This is a genomic window from Streptomyces canus (genome assembly GCF_030816965.1).
Lineage (GTDB): Bacteria > Actinomycetota > Actinomycetes > Streptomycetales > Streptomycetaceae > Streptomyces > Streptomyces canus_E.
Genome location: NZ_JAUSYQ010000002.1, coordinates 3,931,617 through 3,947,664 on the forward strand (window position 1 = coordinate 3,931,617; position 16,048 = coordinate 3,947,664).

Sequence of the window (16,048 nt, forward strand, 5' to 3'; positions counted from 1 at the left end):
CCACGACGGGCGACCAGCGGCCTTGGCGGAACGGCAGACGCCTCGCGTTTAGGGCGCGATGGGAGCAATCCCGTGAGGGTTCGAATCCCTCAGGCCGCACACACCTTCACTTGCAAGGTCCGGCTTGCGACTTACGCAATCCGGACCTTGCCGGGAAGCACTCCTCAGCCCAGCAGTTCCCGCACCACCGGCACCAGCGCCCGAAACGCCTTCCCCCGGTGGCTGATCGCGTTCTTCTCGTCCGGCGACAGTTCGGCGCAGGTCCGGGTCTCGCCCTCCGGCTGGAGGATCGGGTCGTAGCCGAAGCCGTTCGTGCCGGTGGGTGTGTGGCGCAGGACGCCCTTGAGTTGGCCCTCCACCACCCTCTCCGTGCCGTCCGGCAACGCCAACGCCGCCGCGCAGGCGAAGTGGGCGCCGCGATGTTCGTCGGCGATGTCCGACAGTTGGGCCAACAGCAGTGTCAGGTTGGCCTTGTCGTCTCCGTGCGTGCCCGACCAGCGGGCCGAGAAGATGCCCGGGGCGCCGTTGAGGACGTCGACGCACAGGCCCGAGTCGTCGGCCACAGCGGGCAACCCCGTTGCCTGGGCCAGGGCGTGGGCCTTCAGGAGCGCGTTCTCCGCGAAGGTGACGCCGGTTTCCTTGACGTCGGGGATCTCGGGGTACGCGTCCGCGCCGACGAGGTCGAAGGGCAGACCTGCGTCGGCGAGGATCGCGTGGAGTTCGGTGATTTTGCCGGCGTTGCGGGTGGCGAGGATCAGGCGGGTCATGCCACCAGTATTCCGGGCCCGGCGCCCTGGTTCTTACGGTGTGCAGACCTTCGTCAACTCGCCGGCCGCGTCGGTGATGGGGCTCAGGTCCGGCGTCTCGTCGCCGTTCTTGACCGCCGTACGGACGTTGGTGACGGCCTCGCTGAGGTTGTCGACCGCCTGGTTGACGTCGGTGTTGTCGGTCTTGTCGCCGATCTCGTCGAGGTTCTGGTCGATGGAGGTGAGGGCCTCGTCGATCTGGGTCGGGTCGTTCGACGCGTTCTCCACGGCCTGCTGGAGGTCGGTGACGCTGTCGGCGACCGCCTCGGCGGTCTGGACGCAGTCCAGTGCCTTGCTGACGGCGTCGCAGCCGGTGGTGAGGCCGACCGTGAGTCCTACGGCGGCCACCGCGGCGGCGATGGTGATATGGCGACTACGGCGGCGTCGGCTCGCGGCCATGGATCTGTTCCTCCTTGTGGCAGGCCTCAGGAGGCCCCCGTTGACTGGCCGGGCGCCCTTTGTGCACAGCGGGCGCCCGTACTCCCGAAGACGCCGGGGCGGCCGGTCGGGTTGCGCGCGCCGGCCACCGTTCTTGGCGGTCCCTTTACCTTTCGAGGACCGTATCAAGCGCCTTGCTCTGCAGGACAGCGAGTTCCGAGCAGCCCGACACCGCGAGGTCGAGGAGGGAGTTGAGCTCGTCGCGGGCGAAGGGCTCGGCCTCGGCGGTGCCCTGGACCTCGACGAAGCGGCCGTCGCCGGTGCAGACGACGTTCATGTCGGTGTCGGCGCGCACGTCCTCCTCGTAGCAGAGGTCGAGGAGGGGTACTCCGCCGACGATGCCGACGGAGACGGCGCTCACGGTTCCCGTCAGCGGCTGGCGGCCGGCCTTGATCAGCTTCTTGCCCTGGGCCCAGGCGACGGCGTCGGCCAGAGCGACGTAGGCGCCGGTGATGGCTGCCGTGCGGGTGCCGCCGTCGGCCTGGAGGACGTCGCAGTCGAGGACGATGGTGTTCTCGCCGAGTGCCTTGTAGTCGATGACCGCGCGCAGGGAGCGGCCGATGAGGCGGCTGATCTCGTGTGTACGGCCGCCGATCTTGCCGCGGACGGACTCGCGGTCGCCGCGGGTGTTGGTGGCGCGGGGGAGCATGGAGTACTCGGCGGTGACCCAGCCCTCGCCGCTGCCCTTGCGCCAGCGGGGGACGCCTTCACTGAAGGTGGCGGTGCAGAAGACCTTCGTGTCGCCGAAGGAGACGAGGACGGAGCCCTCGGCGTGCTTGCTCCAGCCGCGTTCGATGGTGATCGGGCGGAGTTGTTCGGGGGTGCGGCCGTCGATTCGAGACATGGCGTTGAGCCTAGCCGGAGACGGGGATGCGGAAGGGACCCCTCCTGGGATGGGAGGGGCCCCTTGGGCCGGGACGATCTCCGGCCTCACATCATGTCTTCGATCTCCGCGGCGATCGGGTCGGCGTCGGTGCCGATGACGACCTGGATGGCGGTGCCCATCTTGACGACGCCGTGGGCGCCGGCGGCCTTGAGGGCGGCTTCGTCGACCTTGCCGGGGTCGACGACCTCGGTGCGGAGGCGGGTGATGCAGCCTTCGATCTCTTCGATGTTGTCGATACCGCCGAGTCCGGCGACGATCTTCTCTGCCTTGGTGGCCATGTCGGTCTCCTCACGCACAGTGGACCCAATCGTCCGTGACTGGTCTACACCACCTGGTGGGTGGTCGCCAACCCAGGAGCGGCGTCGGAGGCAGTCCTCCGGTTGCGGAATTGACGGGTTCCTTATAACGCCCTCATCGTGTACAACAGGTCTACACCACTGAGTGGTGTAGACCACCACCCGATGGAGGAGTGTTATGAGCACCGCCACCGCGCCCTCGGCGGCCCCCGCGAAGAAGTGGGGATCAGGCCTTTTCCAGGGCCTGCAGAAGGTCGGCCGCAGCCTGCAGCTGCCGATCGCCGTGCTGCCTGCGGCAGGTATCCTGCTGCGTCTCGGTCAGCCCGACGTATTCGGAAAGGACGGCCTCGGCTGGAACAAGGTCGCGGCCGTGTTCATGACCGCCGGCGACGCCGTCTTCTCCAACCTGCCGCTGCTGTTCTGCGTCGGTATCGCCATCGGCTTCGCCAAGAAGTCCGACGGCTCGACGGCGCTGGCGGCGCTGGTGGGCTTCCTCGTCTACAAGAACGTGCTGACCGCGTTCCCGATCGCCGACGCCAAGATCACCAAGGGTGCGGATGTCGCGGCCACCTACAACGACCCCAAGGTCCTCGGTGGCATCATCATGGGCCTCATAGCCGCCGTCACCTGGCAGCGCTTCCACCGCACCAAGCTCCCCGACTGGCTGGGCTTCTTCAACGGCCGCCGCCTGGTGCCGATCCTGATGGCGTTCATCGGCACCGCCGTCGGCGTCTTCTTCGGTCTGGTCTGGGAGCCCATCGGTGAGGTGATCACCAACTTCGGCGAGTGGATGACCGGTCTCGGAGCCGTCGGCGCGGCGATCTTCGGTGCCATCAACCGCGCGTTGCTCCCGGTCGGCATGCACCAGTTCGTCAACACGGTGGCCTGGCAGGAGATCGGCACCTTCAAGGACTCCTCCGGAGCCGTCTGGCACGGCGACCTGCCCCGCTTCTTCCACGGCGACCCGACCGCCGGCCAGTTCATGACCGGCTTCTTCCCGATCATGATGTTCGCGCTCCCGGCCGCCGCCCTGGCGATCACGCACACCGCCCGCCCCGAGCGTCGCAAGGCCGTCGGCGGCATGATGATGTCGCTTGCGCTGACCTCGTTCGTCACCGGCATCACCGAGCCGATCGAGTTCTCCTTCATGTTCATCGCACCCGTGCTGTACGTCATCCACGCGGTCCTGACCGCCGTGTCCATGGCCGTCACCTGGGCGCTGGGCGTGCACCACGGCTTCAGCTTCTCGGCCGGCGCGATCGACTACTTCCTCAACTGGAACCTGGCCACCAAGCCCTGGCTGATCATCCCCATCGGCCTGGTGTTCGCGGCGATCTACTACTCGGTCTTCCGCTTCGCCATCATCAAGTGGAACCTCCCCACCCCCGGCCGCGAGCCCGAGGAGGAGGTCGAGGACCTCACGAAGGCCTGACCACCGGCTGGAGCATGACGAAGGCCCCCGGAGTCCTGAACCTCTCCGGGGGCCTTCGTCATGCCGTAGGGGCTAGATGTCGTACGCCAGTCTCGGCGCCGCCAGTTCCACCGGGCCGTCGAAGACCGCGCGTGCGTCGGCGAGGTTGACCTGGGGGTCGGTCCACGGGGGGATGTGGGTGAGGACCAGGCGGCGGACTCCTGCGCGGGCCGCCGTCTCACCCGCCTCGCGGCCGTTGAGGTGCAGGTCGGGGATGTCTTCCTTGCCGTGCGTGAAGGCGGCCTCGCACAGGAACAGGTCGGTGTCGCGGGCGAGTTCGGTCAGGGCGGGGCTCAGACCGGTGTCGCCGGAGTACGTCAGGGACTTCCCGCCGTGCTCGACGCGGATGCCGTACGCCTCCACCGGGTGCGCCACTCGCTCCGTGTGGACCGTGAACGGGCCGATGTCGAAGGTGGACGGCTTGACCGTGTGGAAGTCGAAGACCTCGCTCATGGAGGAGGCGGTGGGGGTGTCGGCGTAGGCCGTGGTGAGGCGGTGTTCGGTGCCCTCGGGGCCGTAGACCGGGATGGGGTCGCAGCGGCCGCCGTCGTGGCGGTAGTAGCGTGCGACGAAGTACGCACACATGTCGATGCAGTGGTCGGCGTGCAGGTGGCTGAGGAAGATCGCGTCGAGGTCGTAGAGACCGCAGTGGCGCTGCAGCTCGCCAAGGGCACCGTTGCCCATGTCGAGAAGCAGCCGGAAGCCGTCGGCCTCGACGAGGTAGCTCGAGCAGGCCGATTCCGCGGACGGGAACGACCCCGAGCAGCCGACGACGGTGAGCTTCATAAAACAGAAACCTCCGCTGGCGGGAACTTTTCTGGGATGGAGACGGGGGTCGTGCGGTCCGTCGAGCGTAAGGCGCAAAACCTCCGGTCGCTCCTCCGCCAAGGGCTGTTGTGGGCGAACTCACCTGTGGTGTCACCGGTTCGGCTGGACCGAGGGCGTGCGGGGAGTGTGACCGCGCTTACGGCTTGCACAGAGGGCGCGCGGGCCTGATCGCGCGCCGGTAACGTCGTCCTCATGGACACGTCCTGGTGGCTCGCGCTCGCGGCGGTGGTACTGCTCGCGCTGGTCGCCACGCTCGTGGACGGCTGGGGCCGGGGGCGCAGGCCGAAGGGGCGCGCGGACCGGGTCGGCCGTCCCTCCGGACGAACCGTGGTCCGGCCGCGGCCCGCGGAGATCTGGTGGGCGAACGTGCCGTACGAGGACGGGCCCGGGGGCAAGGACCGGCCCTGTCTGGTGCTCGCGGTGCACGGGAAGCGGGTGACCGTCGCGAAGATCACCAGCAAGTACCACGACGAGCGGTCCGGGGTGATCCCGCTGCCGCCGGGTGCCGTCGGGGACACGCAGGGGCGCGCGAGTTTCCTGGAGACCGATGAGCTGCGGGCGGTGCCGGTGGGGGCCTTCCGGCGGAAGGTGGGGGTGGTGGACCCGGTCCTCTGGGACCAGGTCCGTCACCTGGCGACGTAGAACGTCACGCCCAGAGCTGACCCTGCAGGGTCTCGATCGCTTCCTCCGTCGTGGCCGCCGTGTAGACGCCCGTCGAGAGGTACTTCCAGCCGCCGTCGGCCACGACGAAGACGATGTCCGCGCTCTCGCCGGCCTTCACGGCCTTGGTGCCGACGCCGATCGCCGCGTGCAGGGCGGCGCCCGTGGAGACGCCCGCGAAGATGCCCTCCTGCTGGAGGAGCTCGCGGGTGCGGGTGACCGCGTCGGCGGAGCCGACCGAGAAGCGGGTGGTGAGGACGGAGGCGTCGTACAGCTCGGGTACGAAGCCCTCGTCGAGGTTGCGCAGGCCGTAGACGAGGTCGTCGTAGCGCGGTTCGGCTGCGACGATCTTCACGTCCGGCCTGTGCTCGCGCAGGTAGCGGCCGACGCCCATCAGGGTGCCGGTGGTGCCGAGGCCCGCGACGAAGTGGGTGACCGAGGGGAGGTCGGCGAGGATCTCCGGGCCGGTGGTCGCGTAGTGGGCGCCCGCGTTGTCGGGGTTGCCGTACTGATAGAGCATCACCCAGTCGGGGTGCTCGGCGGACAGCTCCTTGGCGACCCGTACGGCAGTGTTGGAGCCGCCCGCGGCGGGGGACGAGATGATCTCGGCGCCCCACATGGCGAGCAGGTCCCGGCGCTCCTGTGAGGTGTTCTCGGGCATCACGCACACGATCCGGTAGCCCTTGAGCTTGGCGGCCATCGCGAGGGAGATGCCGGTGTTGCCGGAGGTGGGTTCGAGGATGGTGCAGCCGGGCGTGAGGCGGCCGTCCTTCTCCGCCTGCTCGATCATGTGCAGGGCCGGGCGGTCCTTGACCGAGCCGGTCGGGTTGCGGTCCTCGAGCTTCGCCCAGATGCGGACGTCGGCGGACGGCGAGAGCCGCGGCAGGCGCACCAGAGGGGTGTTGCCCACCGCGGCCAGCGGGGAGTCGTAACGCATCGACGATCAGGCCATGCCGCCGGCCACGGCCGGCAGGATCGTGACGTTGTCGCCGTCGGTGAGCTTGGTGTTGATGCCGTCGAGGAAGCGGACGTCCTCGTCGTTCAGGTAGACGTTGACGAAGCGGCGCAGCTCCCCGCCGTCCACGATCCGGGCCTGGACGCCCGCATGCCGGGTCTCGAGGTCGGCGAAGAGCTCGGCGAGGGTGTTCCCGTTGCCCTCCACCGCCTTCTGGCCGTCGGTGTAGGTGCGGAGGATGGTCGGGATGCGGACCTCGATGGCCATGGCTCAGGGCTCCTGTCGGATGGTGTCGGGTCGGTGGGCGCGCGGCAGCGCTGGTACAGCAGGTCGTGCGTGTGTGGAGCTCCCCCACGCTCGGCTTCGCTCGCGCGGGTGGTGCCCCCACCGCCCCACGGCCGTACGGCGGCAGAGGCAGCGTCAACAGATGGCGCTGGCGAGCCTGCACAGGTCGACGTGCAGCCGCGCCACGAGCAGGCTGCCCGGCGTCTTCTCGCTCACGTCGTAAGAAACCATGGGGTCATCGTATCGATTCCCGGTCCGGATCCCGGAGTGTGATCCCACCATGTGGACGAAATGGGGCCGCTGGCTGAGATACGGCAGCTCAGGCGGACTGCCTGCGGACCAGTCCGGTCGGTACGACCACCGAGGACGGCCTCGCGTACGACCCTGCGGGTCACTACACCTGGTACGCCGCGACGATCTCCACCTCCTCCTCGGTGACCTCGCCGTCGACGATCCGGTAGGAGCGGAACTGGAAGTCGCCGAGGCCGTCGGTGTCCGCCGTCGAGACCAGGACGTAGTGGGCGCCGGGTTCGTTGGCGTAGGAGATGTCCGTGCGGGACGGGTAGGCCTCGGTCGCGGTGTGGGAGTGGTAGATGACCACCGGCTCCTCGTCGCGGTCGTCCATCTCGCGGTAGAGCTTGAGCAGGTCGCCGGAGTCGAACTCGTAGAACGTGGGTGACATGGCCGCGTTCAGCATCGGGATGAACCGCTCGGGCCGGTCCGATCCGGCCGGCCCCGCGACGACTCCGCACGCCTCGTCGGGGTGGTCCTTGCGCGCGTGCGCGACGATCTGGTCGACGAGGGCCTGGGTGATGGTCAGCATGTCGGAAAGGATAAGCAGTGGGCCGCTCCGTACCGAGGATCGGTACGGAGCGGCCCACATGCCGGACGTGTGCGGGGCTTCCTAGCCCGCGGTCTTCTCGAACTCCGGCTCGCGCCGGTCCGCGATCTCCGGGTTGCGGGTCTTCAGTACGGCCCAGCCGATCCCCAGCGCGGCGGCCCATCCGGCCATCACGTACAGGCAGACGCGGGAGTCGGCGTCGTACGCGATCAGGCAGGTCACGAAGAGCAGGAACACGATGGCGATCCAGCTGCCGACCGAGCCGCCCGGTGCCGGGAAGGAGGAGGCGGGCAGCCGGCCGGCCACGACCTCGCGGCGGTAGCGCACATGGCTGACCAGGATCATCAGCCACGTCCAGATGCCCGCCGCGGTCGCGACCGAGACGACGTATCCGAAGGCCTTCTCCGGCACGACGTAGTTCAGCACCACGCCGATGCCCATGAAGAGCACGGAGACCGTGATGGCCAGGGCCGGCGTCCGCGTCGCGGAGAGCTTGTTGAAGGCCTGCGGTGCCTCGCCGCTGTCGGCCAGGGTGCGCAGCATGCGGCCCGTGGAGTACATGCCGGAGTTGCAGGAGGACAGCGCCGCGGTGAGGACGACGAAGTTCACGATGCCGGCGCCCGCGGGGATGCCGATCACGGCGAAGGCCTTGACGAAGGGGCTGACGCCGGCCGCGAACTCGGTCCACTTCACGACGCACAGGATGACGGTGAGGGCACCGACGTAGAAGAGACCGATGCGCCAGGGCAGGGTGTTGATCGCCTTGGGGAGGGTCTTCTCGGGGTTCTCGGACTCACCGGCGGTCACCCCGACCAGTTCGACGGCGAGGTAGGCGAACATCACGCCTTGCAGGGTCATCAGGGACGAGCCGATGCCCTTGGGGAAGAAGCCGTCGAAGGCCCAGAGGTTGGAGACCGCGGCGGTGTCGCCGGCCGCGCTGAAGCCGAAGGTGAGGACACCGAGGCCGATCACGATCATGCCGATGAGGGCGGTGACCTTGATCATCGAGAACCAGAACTCGATCTCGCCGAAAAGCTTCACCGAGATCAGGTTCGCGACGAACAGGACGACCAGGAAGACCAGGGCCGTCGTCCACTGGGGGATGGCCGGGAACCAGTAGTTGACGTAGATCGCGGCGGCGGTGAGTTCCGCCATACCGGTGACGACCCACAGCAGCCAGTAGGTCCAGCCGGTGAAGTAGCCGAAGAACGGGCCGAGGAATTCGCGGGAGTACTCGGCGAAGGAACCGGAGACCGGGCGGTAGAGCAGCAGCTCGCCGAGTGCCCGCATGATGAAGAAGATGATCACGCCGGCGACGGCGTACATCAGGATGAGGCTCGGACCGGCCTTGGCGATGTTCGCCCCGGCGTTGAGGAAGAGGCCGACGCCGATGGCGCCGCCGATCGCGATCATCTGGACCTGACGGCTGCCGAGTCCGCGCTCGTACCCCTCTTCCGACTCCTTCGGGGCCTTTTCCGAGCCTGGGCCCGTGCCGGTGTCGACCTGAGCGGAGGTCATATGTGGTGCGCCTTTCTCCATACCGAACCGGGCCTCTCGTCGGCCTCGGATCGGGTTTCGATCCCCCCGGATTGATGGAGTGGTGCCTGGCCGACGGTCGTCGGCTCGGTGGCGCACCCGGACGAACATACGGGTGGTGTTCGCCGGGCGGTCGTGAAGATTTATCACGGCCGCGACGTTGATCACCTGCGCGACATATGGCACAGGTCACAGGAAGAAGGGGACAAACGGCGCCCGGGACACGCGAAAGCCGTCAGCGCGGTGACGTGATCGTTATCCGGATTTGAGCGTCCTCTGAGCGAACACATCGCCCTCAAGGACGGGCACGAAACCGTCACATCTCACGGCATAAGGGTGGTCACGAGGGTCTCCTGGAGACCGCCCAGCCACAGATACGCCATCACCATCGGCTTGCGGGGGTCCTCGTCCGGCAGCCGGTAGAGGAGGTCGGTGTCCTCCTCGTCGGTGATGTCGAGGCGGGAGCCGATCGCGAGCCGCAGGTCGTTGAGGGCGCCGAGCCACTGCTGGGACTCACCGGTCGACAGCTTGAGGACCGCCCCGCCCTCGCCCGCGGAGTTCAGCGCGTCCAGGGAGCGGACCACCGCGAGGGCGTTCTCGCGCTTGCCGGTCCGCAGGTCGTTCTCGGTGTAGCGGCGGAACTCCGAGGAGTACGCCCGCTGCTCCTCGGCCTCCTTGGCCTGGGGGTTGCCCTCGGGGTCGCTGTAGGCGTCCGGGAACAGGCGCCTGAGCACCGGGTCGGACGGCGGCTCACTCGGGCCGTCCGCGAACAGCTCGGCGAGGGGGTCGTCGGGGGCGTCCTCGGCGGGGCCCGGGCCGATGAGTTCCAGGAGCTGGACGGCCAGCGACCGGATGATGGAGATCTCGACGTCGTCGAGGGCGACGGCCGCGCCGCCGCCGGGGAGCGGTTCGAAGGTTCCTGGCATGGAAGGTGTCCTCTGGATCAGGTTGGCAGTAGCGCCGAGTGCGTCTTGGCCTACCCGAGCGGGGTCATGGGGGAGCGACGACAACGCGGCTGGGGTCCCCCCTCTGGGGCAGTGCGTGCCGGACCCGCGACGCCGAGCTGATCCAGAGGAGGCCTGCCAAGGGGTTGCCGCTACTTCCGGTCCTGCGGGCGGGGGCGGGTCATTTCCGGTCCTGCTGGAGCGTGGCCCACAGACCGTAGCCGTGCATGGCCTGCACATCGCGCTCCATCTCCTCGCGGGATCCGCTGGAGACGACCGCCCGGCCCTTGTGGTGGACGTCGAGCATCAGCTTCGTGGCCTTGTCCTTCGAGTAGCCGAAGTACGTCTGGAAGACGTAGGTCACGTAGCTCATGAGGTTGACCGGGTCGTTGTGGACGATCGTGACCCAGGGGACGTCCGGCTCGGGGACGGCGAAGACCTCTTCCGCCGACTCGGTGCGTTCGATCTCTACGGGAGCGGGTGACGTCACACGGCCCATGCTGCCACGCACAGCATAAATCGTCACACTGACGCGAATGGGGGTACCATCCTCGCCATGCCGCATACACCGGGGGACAACCCCCGGACCCCCGGCCGGCCTGGGGGCGCCCTTGAAAGTCATAGCTAGGAGAACTGTCGTGGATGTAGCGGACCTTGGGCTGCCGGTGGATGTTCCCTCGACGGCGCTCTTCACGGACCAGTACGAGCTGACGATGCTGCAGGCCGCGCTGAAGGCGGGTACCGCCGAGCGGCGCAGCGTCTTCGAGGTCTTCACCCGGCGGCTGCCGGAGGGGCGGCGCTACGGCGTCGTCGCGGGCACCGGCCGGGTGCTGGACGCGGTGGAGAACTTCCGTTTCGACGCGGACGTCCTCGGTTTTCTGCGGGAGCGGAACATCGTGGACGAGGAGACCCTGGAGTGGCTCGCCTCCTATCGCTTCGGCGGCGACATCTGGGGCTACCCGGAGGGCGAGGTGTACTTCCCGGGCTCGCCGATCATGCGGGTGGAGGGCTCCTTCGCCGAGTGCGTGCTCCTGGAGACCGTGATCCTGTCGATCCTCAACCACGACTCCGCGATAGCCGCGGCCGCCTCCCGGATGTCCTCGGCCGCGGGCGACCGGCCGCTGATCGAGATGGGTGCCCGCCGCACCCACGAGTTGTCCGCCGTGGCCGCCTCCCGGGCCGCCTACGTCGGCGGCTTCGCGACCACCTCCGACCTCGCGGCCGGCTTCCGCTACGGCATCCCCACGGTGGGCACCTCCGCCCACGCCTTCACGCTGCTGCACGACCACGAGCGGGACGCCTTCCAGGCCCAGGTGGACTCGCTGGGCCGGGGCACCACCCTGCTCGTCGACACGTACGACGTCACCGAGGCCGTCCGTACGGCCGTCGAGGTCGCCGGACCAGAGCTGGGTGCCGTGCGCATCGACTCCGGCGACCTGCTCCTCGTCGCGCACCGGGTGCGGCAGCAGCTGGACGAGCTGGGCGCGACGAGCACACGGATCATCGTCACCTCCGACCTCGACGAGTACGCCATCGCCTCGCTGGCCGTGGCCCCGGTGGACGCGTACGGCGTGGGCACCCAGCTGGTGACGGGGTCGGGACATCCGACCGCCTCGATGGTCTACAAGCTGGTCGCGCGCGCCGAGTCGGACGATCCCAAGGCGCCGCTGATCCCCGTCGCGAAGAAGTCGTCCGGGGGCAAGAGCTCGGTCGGCGGCCGCAAGTGGGCGGCGCGGCGGCTGGACGCGGACGGGGTCGCGGAGGCCGAGGTCGTGGGCACGGGGGCGGTTCCGCCCGCGCTCGCGGACCGGCAGCTGCTGGTGGAGCTGGTCAAGGGCGGCGAGGTCGTCGCGCGGGAGCCGCTGGACGTCGTACGGGACCGGCATGCCGCTGCCCGGGCCAACCTGCCGCTGTCGGCGACCCAGCTGTCGCGCGGAGAACCGGTCCTTCCGACGGAGTATGTCCAGGGGCGCTCGGGTAGCTAATGCGGGTGCGCCCTCCCGCAGTGCCGCCGAAGTCTCTAGGCTCGTAAGTTCACCCAACAGTCGAAGGACACCCACATGCGCCGCGCCTTGATCGTCGTTGACGTGCAGAACGACTTCTGCGAGGGAGGCAGCCTCGCGGTGGCCGGCGGTGCCGATGTGGCCGCCGCCGTGACCGAGCTGATCGGGCAGGCGGCGGGCTCCGGCTACCAGCATGTGGTGGCCACCCGCGATCACCACATCGCGCCCGGCGGCCACTTCGCGGACAACCCCGACTTCGTGCACTCCTGGCCCGCGCACTGCGTCGCCGGGACCGAGGGGGTGGGGTTCCACCCGAACTTCGCGCCGGCCGTCGCCTCCGGGGCGATCGACGCGGTCTTCGACAAGGGGGCGTACGCGGCGGCGTACAGCGGGTTCGAGGGGGCCGACGAGAACGGCGTGACGCTGGCCGACTGGCTGCGGGCGCGGGAGGTCGCCGAGGTCGATGTGGTCGGGATCGCCACGGACCACTGCGTACGGGCCACCGCGCTGGACGCGGTCCGGGAGGGCTTCCGTACGCACGTCCTCCTCGACCTCACCGCCGGGGTCACCGAGGCGACGACCGAGCGGGCGATCGAGGAGATGCGGGAGGCGGGCGTGGAGCTGTCCGGGAAGCCGGTCGTCTAGGAAACGGGCGTTCAGGCCGGTGCCGTCGGCCTCCTCAGCAGTGACCTGATCGGATGCCACAGCTCCTGGACCAGCTCGGGACCGCCCACGACAGCGTTGTCAGGGGCGGTCCGCCATATCAGCCCGTCCGGGTGGTGGAGTACGGCCGTGATCTCGTCCGGGGTGGGGGGCGCGCCGTTGCCGCGCAGGTACACCGCGCGCAGACCCAGGTTGCGCAGCCTGGTCAGGGCGCGCGCCCGGTTCTGGGCGTGGACGAGTACCCGCACGCTGCCGCAGCCGTCGGTGGGCGGGCGGGGCAGGTTCAGCGCCACCACCACCCTGCCGTTCGGCAGCTTGCAGAAACCTCCTGCGGCCATGCGGTCACACCCCCGTGTGCGTCGGTGTCAATAAGGGAGCCACAGGACGCACCTAAACACGATCGGCGGCAACCCGCCAGGGGTTGCCGCCGATACGCTTCTGACCTGCGATTTTACTTCTTCTTGGCCGAAGGTCCGACCTGGAGCGTGATCGTCGAGCCGTCCAGGGGCTCCTTGACGATCTTGATCCGGGTGTCGGTGTCAGTGATGTTGACGCCGGCGAACGGGTTCGACGTGTCGTAGTAGCTCGACGTGCCGTCGTCGAAGACCGGGACGCCCGGCTTGGACGTGATCTTCGTCGGGACGTCCGCCTTGTGGAGCGTGATCGAGTCCGTCGGGTACCAGCTGAAGGTGGAGTCGTAGGCCTGGATGCGGTTGCGCATCAGCGTGCCGTCGGACCACTTCAGCGCGGTCGGGTGGGAGTCGACCGGAAGGATCAGGCCCTCGCCGGGGTGCTGGCTGGTGTTGTCGTCCGCCTGGGAGGTGTCCCACTTCCAGATCAACAGGCCGTTCTGGTAGGCGTAGTGCTCCACCCAGTCCGGACGGGTCGTCGAGAAGCCGTAGTTGTACGGGCCGACCTTCAACACCTTGTCGTACGACACGTATTGGCGGTTCTCGGCGAGGTAGTACTGCGCGTAGTCGTCCGTGATCGAGGCGCCGATGCGGGAGAAGCCGTTCGCGGTCCAGGCGGTGTCCGCCGTCTCGGCGTTGTCGGAGAACAGGGTCGCGCCGTCGGCGGTCACCGTGATCTCGTCGGCCGTGAAGCCCTTCTGGGCGACTCCGCCGTCGGTCTGGTAGCGGAAGCGCAGCTGGATGTTCTTGCCCGCGTAGGCGTCCAGCGGGAAGGTCAGCTTCTGGTGGGCGTCGACCGTGCCGGTGAGGGCGGGCTTGCCGCTGCCGTCCCTCGGGATGGCGGTGCCGTCGGCCAGAGTGCCGTCGACCGGCGTCCAGTTGGCGCCGTCGGTGGAGACCTCGGTGTAGAGGTAGTCGAAGTCCTGCTCGATGTCCCACCAGCCGTCGAGGGTCAGCGCCGCCGAGGACTTGCCGGTCAGGTCGAGCGGGCGGGTCAGCGTGTTGCGCAGGTCGTCACCGCTGCCGCTCCACCACTGGGTTGCGCCCTGTGCCGGGGTGACCACCGGGGTGGTGACCGTCTTCTCCGGCAGCTGGACCACGAGCGCCTGCGCGTTCTTGGTGTTGTACTCCGCGACGCCCAGCTTGTGGGTGGACCTCTTGCCCGCGTTGGCCACGTCGTAGTCGAGCCAGCCCAGTTGGAGCTTGTCCCAGGCGTTCATGTCGCCGGGCAGGTCGCCGATGGACTCCTTGCCGGTGCCGAGCCAGGAGCCGGAGGACATCAGGGTCCAGAAGCCGGTGGAGTTCTCGCCGCCGCCGGAGGTGTCGTACTCGTCGGGCAGGCCGAGGTCGTGGCCGTACTCGTGGGCGAAGACGCCCAGGCCGCCGTTCTCCGGCTGGATGGTGTAGTCGCCGACCCAGATGCCGGTGTCGCCGATCTGGGTGCCGCCGAGCTTGTTGTCTGCGGGGCCGGTGGCGCCGGCGTCGCTGGCGAAGGCGTACCAGCGGTGGGCCCAGATGGCGTCCGCGCCCTGGGCGCCGCCGCCGGCGGACTCGTCCTCGCCGGCGTGCACGATCTGGAAGTGGTCGATGTAGCCGTCGGGCTCGTTGAAGTTGCCGTCACCGTCGAAGTCGTAGCGGTCCCACTGGTCGAACTCGGCCAGTTCCGCGCTGATTTCGGCGGCCGAGTCACCGGCGGCCTCGCGCTCGGCGACCCAGGCGTTGACGCCGTCCTGGACCGCGTACCAGGCGCCGGTGGGGGCGTCGTTGGAGCCGTAACGGGCCTCGTTGTAGGGGACCTTGACCCAGTCGGTCACTTCGCCCTCGACCGAGTAGCGGCCCGAGGACTGCTTCTCGTAGTACTTCTTCAGCGACTCGGTCTTCTTGCCGGTGCCGAAGTAGAGGTCCTGGAAGTGCGCCTGGTTGTAGTCCGCCTGCCAGGCCGTGCTGTTGTCCTGCTTGCGGTCCGGCTGGGCGATCTGGTTGTGCAGCGGGCCGGCCGTGCCGCCGTAGCGGGGGTCGACCTGGTCGCCGAACTCCACCAGGATGGTGAAGATCTTGTCGGTCTTCTCCCGGCCGAGTTCGACGTACTTGCTGTCGCCCTTGCGGCTCTTGAGCTCGACCACCTGGGAGCCGTTGCGGTTCTTCACCGTGGCGTTCCCGGATATGACCTGGTCGAGCGCCTCCTGGCGCTGCGCCTCCTTGGTCTTGGTCAGCGGGCCGTCGAAGTCGTGCTCCCTGGCCTTGGCCGGCTGCGGGTCGTTCCGGTCGACCGCGGAGGCCTTCGTGGACGTGGTGTCCGCGGCCTGTGCCACGGCGAACGTCGAGAACGTGGCCGAGGCGGCCGCGAGGGCGACGACTGTCGCCGCCGTCCTGAACGTCCAGGATCTGTCAGTCACTTGTGCCCCTCCCCTAACAGGCAAGTGAGCCGTATTTGACTAAAGGTTGGGGAGAAAAGACAGATCTTGACTTGGACCCGCCAATTGCATTATTGGGAGCCGGTGTTCGCATTGCGGACACACGACTGCAACACGACAGGCGCGCACAGCCGTCCACTTGATGGACGTCATGACTCCGTGCGCCCCCTGTGCTCCGGCACTGTTGGTTAGGTCACGCTTACTGTTCGTTCCACTCGGGCACACAGGCGATTAGAGTCGATTGGCGGAACGCCCGGGTGTCGGCGGAATGCCAGGCCGACGCCCCCCGTGGACCCCCGATTCCGAGGACACGATTGACATGCCTCGTCCGACCGCCGCACAGATCGCCTACGGTTCGATCACCGTCATCTTCTCGACGCTCGCCATGTTGCTGCTGTCACAGACGAGTTCGGCCGTGGGGACCGCGGTCATCGCCGTCTCGGCGCTCGCCCTCGGTCTGCTGGTCGCCATGACGGTGCCGCAGCCCAAGCCCCGTGTCGTCGCGGTGAGCAGGCCCGCCGAGCACGCAGCCGAGCACCCGGCGGAAGAGCCCGTGCCCGCCGTGGCCACGGGCTCCAAGACCGCCGCCTGAACACCGCGCTCGCCAAGCCC

Annotated in this window: 19 protein-coding genes and 1 tRNA gene; 6 read left to right on the forward strand and 14 right to left on the reverse strand. The window is 68.6% G+C overall.

Features of this window, described 5'->3' with window-relative positions:
- Positions 1-16 precede the first annotated feature (16 nt).
- Positions 17-99 (forward strand) — tRNA-Leu (locus QF027_RS18905).
- Positions 100-164: 65 nt separating this feature from the next.
- Here the strand turns inward: QF027_RS18905 and rdgB are convergent.
- The 4 genes from rdgB to QF027_RS18925 form a co-directional block, all read right to left on the reverse strand.
- Complete coding sequence (gene rdgB, locus QF027_RS18910; RefSeq protein ID WP_307075812.1) at positions 165-767, reverse strand: RdgB/HAM1 family non-canonical purine NTP pyrophosphatase; 603 nt, start codon at positions 765-767, stop codon at positions 165-167.
- A 33-nt stretch (positions 768-800) separates the two neighbouring features.
- Positions 801-1,205 carry a hypothetical protein gene (locus QF027_RS18915; protein ID WP_306980689.1) on the reverse strand — a complete coding sequence of 135 codons (405 nt, stop codon included), beginning with the start codon at positions 1,203-1,205 and terminating at the stop codon, positions 801-803.
- Between the two features lie 145 nt (positions 1,206-1,350).
- Positions 1,351-2,088, reverse strand: coding sequence for a ribonuclease PH (rph, locus tag QF027_RS18920; RefSeq protein WP_306980687.1), 738 nt, complete (start codon positions 2,086-2,088; stop codon positions 1,351-1,353).
- Positions 2,089-2,174: 86 nt separating this feature from the next.
- Complete coding sequence (locus QF027_RS18925) at positions 2,175-2,408, reverse strand: PTS glucose/sucrose transporter subunit IIB (protein ID WP_307075814.1); 234 nt, start codon at positions 2,406-2,408, stop codon at positions 2,175-2,177.
- Positions 2,409-2,604: 196 nt separating this feature from the next.
- On the opposite strand from QF027_RS18925, the gene QF027_RS18930 reads away from it, so the two are divergent.
- A complete protein-coding gene (locus QF027_RS18930; RefSeq protein ID WP_306980685.1) occupies positions 2,605-3,858 on the forward strand; it encodes a PTS transporter subunit EIIC in 1,254 nt (417 codons plus the stop codon).
- A gap of 72 nt (positions 3,859-3,930) precedes the next feature.
- On the opposite strand, the gene QF027_RS18935 is transcribed toward QF027_RS18930, so the two are convergent.
- Positions 3,931-4,683 carry an MBL fold metallo-hydrolase gene (locus QF027_RS18935; RefSeq protein ID WP_307075816.1) on the reverse strand — a complete coding sequence of 251 codons (753 nt, stop codon included), beginning with the start codon at positions 4,681-4,683 and terminating at the stop codon, positions 3,931-3,933.
- A gap of 234 nt (positions 4,684-4,917) precedes the next feature.
- On the opposite strand from QF027_RS18935, the gene QF027_RS18940 reads away from it, so the two are divergent.
- Positions 4,918-5,367: a type II toxin-antitoxin system PemK/MazF family toxin gene (locus tag QF027_RS18940; protein WP_306980681.1), complete on the forward strand. Its 450-nt coding sequence runs from the start codon at positions 4,918-4,920 to the stop codon at positions 5,365-5,367.
- Positions 5,368-5,371: 4 nt separating this feature from the next.
- Here QF027_RS18940 and QF027_RS18945 read toward each other — a convergent pair whose 3' ends face one another.
- The 7 genes from QF027_RS18945 to clpS all read right to left on the reverse strand — a co-directional run bounded on the left by QF027_RS18945 (position 5,372) and on the right by clpS (position 10,445).
- Positions 5,372-6,322: a PLP-dependent cysteine synthase family protein gene (locus tag QF027_RS18945; RefSeq protein WP_306980679.1), complete on the reverse strand. Its 951-nt coding sequence runs from the start codon at positions 6,320-6,322 to the stop codon at positions 5,372-5,374.
- A gap of 6 nt (positions 6,323-6,328) precedes the next feature.
- Entirely contained in the window at positions 6,329-6,607 is a 279-nt protein-coding gene (locus QF027_RS18950; protein ID WP_007382355.1) for a MoaD/ThiS family protein, read from the reverse strand.
- Positions 6,608-6,760: 153 nt separating this feature from the next.
- Positions 6,761-6,856 (reverse strand): putative leader peptide, encoded by a 96-nt coding sequence (locus QF027_RS49615; protein ID WP_311717690.1) that lies wholly within the window; start codon positions 6,854-6,856, stop codon positions 6,761-6,763.
- A 163-nt stretch (positions 6,857-7,019) separates the two neighbouring features.
- Positions 7,020-7,448 (reverse strand): M67 family metallopeptidase, encoded by a 429-nt coding sequence (locus QF027_RS18955; RefSeq protein ID WP_306980676.1) that lies wholly within the window; start codon positions 7,446-7,448, stop codon positions 7,020-7,022.
- Between the two features lie 81 nt (positions 7,449-7,529).
- A complete protein-coding gene (locus QF027_RS18960) occupies positions 7,530-8,984 on the reverse strand; it encodes an amino acid permease (protein WP_307075818.1) in 1,455 nt (484 codons plus the stop codon).
- 341 nt (positions 8,985-9,325) lie between these two features.
- The gene (locus tag QF027_RS18965) at positions 9,326-9,928 is read right to left on the reverse strand and encodes a DUF2017 domain-containing protein (RefSeq protein WP_306980671.1); all 603 of its coding nucleotides are present in this window, start codon (positions 9,926-9,928) and stop codon (positions 9,326-9,328) included.
- Positions 9,929-10,127: 199 nt separating this feature from the next.
- Positions 10,128-10,445, reverse strand: a complete 318-nt coding sequence (clpS, locus tag QF027_RS18970; RefSeq protein ID WP_007382360.1) for an ATP-dependent Clp protease adapter ClpS — start codon at positions 10,443-10,445, stop codon at positions 10,128-10,130.
- A gap of 139 nt (positions 10,446-10,584) precedes the next feature.
- On the opposite strand from clpS, the gene QF027_RS18975 reads away from it, so the two are divergent.
- Positions 10,585-11,931 (forward strand): nicotinate phosphoribosyltransferase, encoded by a 1,347-nt coding sequence (locus QF027_RS18975; protein ID WP_306980669.1) that lies wholly within the window; start codon positions 10,585-10,587, stop codon positions 11,929-11,931.
- Between the two features lie 75 nt (positions 11,932-12,006).
- On the forward strand, positions 12,007-12,594 hold the full coding sequence (locus tag QF027_RS18980; RefSeq protein WP_307075820.1) for an isochorismatase family protein: 588 nt from the start codon (positions 12,007-12,009) through the stop codon (positions 12,592-12,594).
- Positions 12,595-12,605: 11 nt separating this feature from the next.
- Here QF027_RS18980 and QF027_RS18985 read toward each other — a convergent pair whose 3' ends face one another.
- Complete coding sequence (locus tag QF027_RS18985) at positions 12,606-12,950, reverse strand: hypothetical protein (RefSeq protein WP_062050903.1); 345 nt, start codon at positions 12,948-12,950, stop codon at positions 12,606-12,608.
- Positions 12,951-13,063: 113 nt separating this feature from the next.
- The gene (locus QF027_RS18990; RefSeq protein WP_307075823.1) at positions 13,064-15,418 is read right to left on the reverse strand and encodes an immune inhibitor A domain-containing protein; all 2,355 of its coding nucleotides are present in this window, start codon (positions 15,416-15,418) and stop codon (positions 13,064-13,066) included.
- Between the two features lie 337 nt (positions 15,419-15,755).
- Between QF027_RS18990 and QF027_RS18995 the strand changes: the two genes are divergently transcribed.
- Positions 15,756-16,028 carry a hypothetical protein gene (locus QF027_RS18995; RefSeq protein ID WP_306980662.1) on the forward strand — a complete coding sequence of 91 codons (273 nt, stop codon included), beginning with the start codon at positions 15,756-15,758 and terminating at the stop codon, positions 16,026-16,028.
- Positions 16,029-16,048 lie beyond the last annotated feature (20 nt).

Excerpts from the sequence above, each read along its gene's own strand:
- QF027_RS18935 (WP_307075816.1), bottom strand. The coding sequence starts at position 4,683 with ATGAAGCTCACCGTCGTCGGCTGCTCGGGGTCGTTCCCGTCCGCGGAA.
- QF027_RS18960 (WP_307075818.1), bottom strand. The coding sequence starts at position 8,984 with ATGACCTCCGCTCAGGTCGACACCGGCACGGGCCCAGGCTCGGAAAAG.
- QF027_RS18925 (WP_307075814.1), bottom strand. The coding sequence starts at position 2,408 with ATGGCCACCAAGGCAGAGAAGATCGTCGCCGGACTCGGCGGTATCGAC.
- clpS (WP_007382360.1), bottom strand. The coding sequence starts at position 10,445 with ATGGGCCGTGTGACGTCACCCGCTCCCGTAGAGATCGAACGCACCGAG.
- QF027_RS49615 (WP_311717690.1), bottom strand. The coding sequence starts at position 6,856 with ATGGTTTCTTACGACGTGAGCGAGAAGACGCCGGGCAGCCTGCTCGTG.
- QF027_RS18985 (WP_062050903.1), bottom strand. The coding sequence starts at position 12,950 with ATGGCCGCAGGAGGTTTCTGCAAGCTGCCGAACGGCAGGGTGGTGGTG.
- QF027_RS18980 (WP_307075820.1), top strand. The coding sequence starts at position 12,007 with ATGCGCCGCGCCTTGATCGTCGTTGACGTGCAGAACGACTTCTGCGAG.
- QF027_RS18930 (WP_306980685.1), top strand. The coding sequence starts at position 2,605 with ATGAGCACCGCCACCGCGCCCTCGGCGGCCCCCGCGAAGAAGTGGGGA.
- rdgB (WP_307075812.1), bottom strand. The coding sequence starts at position 767 with ATGACCCGCCTGATCCTCGCCACCCGCAACGCCGGCAAAATCACCGAA.
- QF027_RS18950 (WP_007382355.1), bottom strand. The coding sequence starts at position 6,607 with ATGGCCATCGAGGTCCGCATCCCGACCATCCTCCGCACCTACACCGAC.
- QF027_RS18965 (WP_306980671.1), bottom strand. The coding sequence starts at position 9,928 with ATGCCAGGAACCTTCGAACCGCTCCCCGGCGGCGGCGCGGCCGTCGCC.
- QF027_RS18915 (WP_306980689.1), bottom strand. The coding sequence starts at position 1,205 with ATGGCCGCGAGCCGACGCCGCCGTAGTCGCCATATCACCATCGCCGCC.
- QF027_RS18945 (WP_306980679.1), bottom strand. The coding sequence starts at position 6,322 with ATGCGTTACGACTCCCCGCTGGCCGCGGTGGGCAACACCCCTCTGGTG.
- QF027_RS18995 (WP_306980662.1), top strand. The coding sequence starts at position 15,756 with ATGCCTCGTCCGACCGCCGCACAGATCGCCTACGGTTCGATCACCGTC.
- QF027_RS18940 (WP_306980681.1), top strand. The coding sequence starts at position 4,918 with ATGGACACGTCCTGGTGGCTCGCGCTCGCGGCGGTGGTACTGCTCGCG.
- QF027_RS18955 (WP_306980676.1), bottom strand. The coding sequence starts at position 7,448 with ATGCTGACCATCACCCAGGCCCTCGTCGACCAGATCGTCGCGCACGCG.
- rph (WP_306980687.1), bottom strand. The coding sequence starts at position 2,088 with ATGTCTCGAATCGACGGCCGCACCCCCGAACAACTCCGCCCGATCACC.